The sequence below is a fragment of the Dysgonomonas sp. Shenzhen-Wh21 genome (genome assembly GCF_043392705.1).
In the GTDB taxonomy this organism is placed as follows: Bacteria; Bacteroidota; Bacteroidia; order Bacteroidales; family Dysgonomonadaceae; genus Dysgonomonas.
Genome location: NZ_JAIXHZ010000089.1, coordinates 1 through 6,477, shown reverse-complemented (window position 1 = coordinate 6,477; position 6,477 = coordinate 1). Strand labels below are relative to the sequence as shown.

Genomic DNA, 6,477 nt, shown 5'->3' with positions numbered 1-6,477 from the left:
GACTTCAAGTAACTCGTCAACGTGCTAAACTTGAAAAAACATTGGGTTCTATCCAAGACTTAACTCGTCTTTGATCATCTTGTCGATAGTTGACATTTTCTTAATAGCCTTACGGATAGTAGGGAAGTTTGTCAACATACCACCTGGCCAGCGTTCTACCACGTATGGCATATTCACTGATTGAGCCAAGTCTGTAACAACTTGTTTTGCTTGTTTTTTTGTAGCAACGAACAATATTTTTTTACCTGATTTAGCTATTTGCTTCAATGCAGCAGCAGCCTCTTCAGTCTTAGCTATTGTCTTATAAAGGTCGATAATGTGGATACCGTTGCGCTCCATAAAGATGTAAGGAGCCATAGCCGGATTCCACTTTCTCTTTAAGTGACCGAAGTGTACACCAGCTTCTAATAATTGGTCGAATTCTAATTTTGCCATTTTTAGTTTTTTTGTTTCGTTTACTTTCTTTTTCTGTTAGCGAATTGTCGGGTAGCTCATATTCAGAAGTCCCGGCAATTTAGATACTAAACGTAATTTTAGAGATGAGGCCGACTCATCATTATATATTAACCAACTTATAACTTTTAAGCGGCATATGCCGACAAAGTGTAATTGGGTAAGATAATATCCAAATTAACGTTTTGAGAATTGAAATCTTTTTCTTGCTTTCGGTTGTCCCGGTTTTTTACGTTCTACAACACGTGGGTCACGAGTCATAAATCCTTCAGCTCTAAGAGCAGCCTTATCTTCTGGATTGATCTTAACCAATGCACGAGCGATACCAAGGCGTGCAGCTTCTGCCTGTCCTTTGTATCCGCCACCGTTAAGGTTGATCTTTATGTCGTACTTACCATCTACAGCAAGTTTGCTTAGAGGTTGTTTTACAACATATTGAAGAATAGTTGAAGGGAAGTAATTGTCTAGTTCACGTTTGTTGATCACTATTTTTCCGGTTCCTTCGCTTACGAATACGCGAGCTATGGCAGCTTTACGTCTTCCTATTGCATTTACTACTTCCATTAATAATTATTTAAGAGCGTTAATATCTATTGTTTTTGGTTGTTGAGCATCATGTTTGTGCTCAGTTCCTGCATATACATAAAGGTTCTTAAGAAGGGCAGCACCAAGACGATTCTTAGGTAACATTCCTTTTACTACTTTATGCACTAAGCGGTCAGCTCCTTTTTCCAGCAAAACTGCAGGAGTTGCTTCTCTTTGACCTCCAGGATAACCTGTATATCTCAGATAAACGCGATCGTTCCATTTATTTCCTGTAAGTACAACTTTATCAGCATTGATGATGATTACATTGTCGCCACAGTCAACGTGTGGAGTAAAACTTGGTTTGTACTTCCCTCTCAGAAGTTTTGCCACTTTAGAGGCCATACGCCCTAAGGTTTGGCCTGTTGCGTCAATCACAACCCATTCTTTTTGTACAGTTGCTTTGTTCGCAGAAATGGTCTTATAACTTAAAGTATCCACTTAATTAAAAATTAATTTGGTTAATGACTTTTTTGATTCACACAACTATCATCCGTTCATCGAGCTAAGATATGATAAGCGATAATCGTTTGTTAATCAATTTTTTACGTTTTATTTCGTAATAATCGGCTCGCAAAATTACAAATAATCAATCAATTAACAAAAAATAGCATGAGCTTTTTTTGAAGGATATTTCAAAAAAAAGTAAATTGGATTGATTTATAGTCACTTTTGTTCTAAATCTGTCCTTTAAAGGCAGCTTTTGGATTTTAATTTTATTAGACAGCAACTTCTCCTTTTATATGTGGATGCGGATCGTACCCTTCAAGCTGGAAATCCTCATATTTAAAATCAAAAATGCTTTTTACCTCAGGGTTGATTATCATCTGAGGCAGGGGACGGAAATCTCTGGTGAGCTGTAGTTTTACCTGATCTAAATGATTCGTATAAATATGAGCATCACCCAGTGTGTGAACAAATTCGCCTTCTTGCAGTCCTGTTACCTGAGCCATCATCTTTAGGAGCAAGGCATAGGATGCAATGTTGAAAGGAACGCCAAGGAAAATGTCGGCACTGCGTTGATAGAGTTGTAAGCTTAGTTTGCCGTCAGCCACGTAGAACTGAAAAAAAGCATGACAGGGTGGAAGGTTCATATTCGGCAGGTCGGCAACATTCCATGCGCTGACAATAATACGACGCGAGTCGGGGTTGTTCTTTATTGTTTCTACAGCATTGGTTATCTGGTCTATATAACCTCCATTGTAGTCGGGCCACGAACGCCACTGGTATCCATAGATATGTCCGAGGTCTCCGTTTTCGTCAGCCCATTCGTTCCAGATGCGTACCCCGTGATCTTGCAGATATTTGGCATTGGTATCACCAGCCAAAAACCAAAGGAGCTCGTATATGATTGATTTTAAGTGTAATTTTTTTGTGGTCAGTACAGGGAATCCTTCCGCCAAGTTATAGCGGCTCTGATGTCCGAAAACGCTTATTGTACCTGTACCTGTTCTATCTTCTTTGAATGTGCCTTCAGCCAGCACACGTTTCAGTAAGTCGTGATATTGTTTCATTGCAAAATATAGTGATATTAAGTACAAAAATAGTCAAAATATAGAACAAATGGGTATAAGGAGACTTCTTAACTTTCTAAACTATATTATTACAGTGGTATTATTGCTTGTGTGTCTTGGCTTTCGATATTCAAATACTTGATTGCATTCATAAAAAAGAGTGAGTCAAAAGTAATTTAGATTTTCTCTTTGTCATGTCAAACGGAGAGTAACAATTTGAAACCTAAATTACTTTTGACTCATCCTTCTATTCTTTCCACTCGGCAGTGATAGTCATTTTATCTACAGTAGATGCAGAGAAGTAGCCTAATGCCCCCCCTTTGATATTGGAGGTTGGGTTTGTCTTCGAATCTTCAATTCTGCTTAATGTATAAAAGAAAGTGTAAGCTCCTTTATCGATACATTGAAATTCTACTTCAATCTCATCTCCCTGTTTGATTGGGTCTACGTCATCATCGTTGATGAATACCGGTAAAAACTGATGTATCGGGCTGCCGTCCATAAACTCAGCACTCAGCACCATTTCATTTACATCCGGCAATTGTTTTCCATTGATATATACAAGGCAGCGGTAATACTGATTGGTCTCTCCTTTAGGATCGGAGAAGTGAATCATCGGAATAGCATATTTCATTACCGGAATTTTATACATCGACAAAGAATCGAGCTTTACCAACGGTGGAATTTTGGAGGTAGACGTATATTCTTTTTCTTCGTAGGTTACTGATAAGTTATAACTGCGACCAATTACTCCTTTGATATTTTGTGCAACATACCAGCCTGTATTGTCTTGTTGCAATGTCTCCGAGTTTCCTGCATCATCGGAGATTTTTACAATCGCTCCTTTTAAGAAAGGGTAGCCGCTGTTGTCATTAAAATCGAGTGTATGGCTTACTCTTACCTTAGCCAATTGATCTTGTTTTACAATACCTTCTATTTGTATGCGTGGTGTAACCGAATTAAGATCGACATCTATTTCTTTTTCACAAGAGGTTACTGCAAGCATTACAGCTAAAGCCGAAAGTACTATTATATATTTGTTTTTTATACTTTTCATAATTTTCTTGCTTTTTTAGTTTAAAACTTGAAGTTCCAAGAAACAGATGGAACAAATGTAAATAGTGAATATTGATAAGCCGTTGTCTTGCTCGGATCTTTCGTGTTGGTACGGAATTGAATCATATAAGCATTCTCTCGTCCATAAGCGTTGTATAGACCGAATACCAATTCCGATTGAAATTTAGAGGTCTTCTTTAGCAGACAGGTTGCACCTAGATCGAGGCGATGATAATTAGGCATTCTGTAGCCATTTCTCTCGGCGTAATACATCACATCCTTACCATTGACTTGATATTTTCCGCTTGGATAAGTAATCGCATTCCCTGTATAGAATACCCAAGCCGCAGATAACGACCATTTCGGATTGAGTTCGTACATCCCCACAATTGATAAATCATGAGTGCGATCTTGGAATGCATTATACCATCTGTCTTCATTTATACCATCTATTTTTTTCTCCGATTTCGAAAGAGTATATGCTATCCACCCCGTAAGCCTTCCCTGACGCTTCTTCAGCGAAAGTTCTACCCCGTATGCTCTTCCTTTTCCAGATAGCAGCTCTGTTTCTATAACGTCATATCCTTCTATGTCGGCATTGTCCTTGAAGTCGAGCTGGTTTCTCATATCTTTGTAATAGCCTTCGATACTGAATTCGAACATATTATCGTTGAAGTTTCTAAAGTATCCGAGCGACACTTGATCTGCTATCTGTGGCTTTACATTGTTGGAGCTGGATGTCCAACGGTCGAAGGGAGTGCCTTGTGCCGAGTATGACAGCAAGTGCATATTCTGCGTTGTGCGTGCATAAGCAGCTTTTATCGAAGATACTTCATTCAGTTTGTAAGCAGCTGAAAAACGGGGCTCGAGGTTTATATATGTTTTTACTACTTTTCCCGATTTGTACCATGTGCTATCTAATACATTATTCTCCTGATCTAGCGTATAATATTGTCCTTTGCCCAACGCCATGAATGCCGAAGCACGAAGTCCATATACTACCTCCAGATTGTCTGTTATCTTGATCTGATTGGATATGTAGGCTGCATTTTCTGACGAATAGCGATGATACAGATCTACCGAGTTTTTTTGCTCCGAGTCCAGATTATAGTTCCCGGGAGCTAAATCATGGTATGTAGAGCTGACCCCTAAGCGCCATTGGCTGTTTCTACTTTGCTGAAAGATAAACTCATGTTTTAAGCCATAGTCTTTGATTTTAGCTGTCCCATTCAGGTTCATTCCTACTTCCATCCCAAAGTAGTAATCGTACTGATTATAAGATAGTGATGTACGAGAAGTCCATTTGTTGTTGAACGTATGACTCCAGTTAGCTATCAGAAAACTATTACCCCAATTCACCTCGGCTGCATCTTTTAGTACCATTTTGTCTCGCCCCAAGTAACCCGAAACTGAGATTTGATCTTTATCAGACAAGGCGAAGTTTAACTTCATATTCAGATCATAAAAATACAAGTAAGCATTTTTAGCATCTTCTACTCCCGACATACGTGCCAGTGCATCTGCATAGGTGCGTCTTGCCCCTATCAGGAAAGATGATTTCCCTTTTTGTATCGGTCCTTCGGCATTCACATTAGAAGAAATTAGCCCGATGCCAGCGGCTACATGATATTTCTGATTGTCACCATTACGTTGTTGAATATCTAAGATTGACGCCAAGCGTTCTCCATACTGCGCCGGCATAGCTCCTTTATAGAGCGTTACGTCACGTAATACTTCCGAGTTGAACGTAGAGAAGAAACCCATGAGATGGGATGCATTGTAGAGCGATACATTATCCAGTAAGATAAGGTTCTGATCGGCACTACCCCCACGGACATAAAATCCTGAACTGCCTTCTCCGGCACCTTGTACTCCGGGCATTAACTGTATTGATTTTATGATGTCACGTTCTCCGAGTAGAACCGGAATCTTATTTATTGTTTGTATCTCCATTTTCTCTATCCCTGTTTGTGGCGCAGATACATTTGCGTCGGGACGCTCGGCAGATACAACAACTTCGCTCAAACCAATGGTAGTTTGTACAAGTTCTATATCTTTTTTTATATTTTGGTTAAGAGAAATCTTCAAGGTCTTTTTTTCGAAGCCGATATAATCAACTTTCAGTGTGTATTCTCCTTTCGGAAGAGTAAGGGCGTATTTTCCATTCTCATCTGACGATACACCGCTACCATTTCGGTTTTCTATTATAATTGGAACTCCTATCAGGGTTTCTTTTGTACGAGAGTCAACTACCGTCCCGCTAATTTTATAGGTTTGTGCACTTGTCAAAACCGGAATTATGAATAAATGTAAAAGCCATAGAAATGAAACCCAATTCTTTTTGGGTAAAAGATTTGCATGTACTAACATAAGTAGGTTTAAATTTTTAAACAAAGTTCAATTTGTTTATATTAATGTATAAGTTTTTATCTATTCAGATCTTAGTGGTTTTATAAAATAGAACCATTAAAATCAATGTTTATTGTATTCATTCATTTGTAATTTAACAAATAAAGGATCTGATTTCGATAATGCAAAGTTAGAGCAGATCATATTAACAGACAAGGTGGAATCGATAAATGCATGTTTTTTCTCGATGAATTAACTTTAAAATTGCATTAATTATATTCACTATCCTTCTTCTCGAATATAGTGTGGAAATTCTCGCGTTTTTTTTGACATAGTGATTCTATTTGTTTGATTGTTTATAGTTAAAGGAAATCTTTTCTTATCAGCTCTTCAGCGATTTTATTATTTCCTATACTACTAAGACCACTATGCAGGTTATTTCCACTACTCCTATCTACAATATTTTTATTGTATTTTGTAACTGACTCATAATTAGCGATTTTCTTAGGTGTTGTTTTGG

General features: G+C 38.2%; 5 protein-coding genes and 1 pseudogene. All 6 read right to left on the bottom strand.

Annotation, left to right across the window (positions count from 1 at the left end; translation table 11 throughout):
• Window positions 1-66: 66 nt before the first annotated feature.
• Window positions 67-435: pseudogene (gene rpsB, locus LDB17_RS06075) on the bottom strand (30S ribosomal protein S2); the annotation flags it as partial.
• Between the two features lie 195 nt (window positions 436-630).
• The gene (rpsI, locus tag LDB17_RS06070) at window positions 631-1,017 is read right to left on the bottom strand and encodes a 30S ribosomal protein S9 (protein WP_006842960.1); all 387 of its coding nucleotides are present in this window, start codon (window positions 1,015-1,017) and stop codon (window positions 631-633) included.
• A gap of 6 nt (window positions 1,018-1,023) precedes the next feature.
• Entirely contained in the window at window positions 1,024-1,479 is a 456-nt protein-coding gene (gene rplM, locus LDB17_RS06065) for a 50S ribosomal protein L13 (RefSeq protein WP_006842959.1), read from the bottom strand.
• 278 nt (window positions 1,480-1,757) lie between these two features.
• On the bottom strand, window positions 1,758-2,552 hold the full coding sequence (locus tag LDB17_RS06060) for a thymidylate synthase (RefSeq protein ID WP_252638926.1): 795 nt from the start codon (window positions 2,550-2,552) through the stop codon (window positions 1,758-1,760).
• A gap of 247 nt (window positions 2,553-2,799) precedes the next feature.
• A complete protein-coding gene (locus tag LDB17_RS06055) occupies window positions 2,800-3,609 on the bottom strand; it encodes a DUF4249 domain-containing protein (RefSeq protein WP_252638928.1) in 810 nt (269 codons plus the stop codon).
• Window positions 3,610-3,629: 20 nt separating this feature from the next.
• Window positions 3,630-5,978, bottom strand: a complete 2,349-nt coding sequence (locus LDB17_RS06050) for a TonB-dependent receptor (RefSeq protein WP_252638929.1) — start codon at window positions 5,976-5,978, stop codon at window positions 3,630-3,632.
• Between the last annotated feature and the right edge of the window lie 499 nt (window positions 5,979-6,477).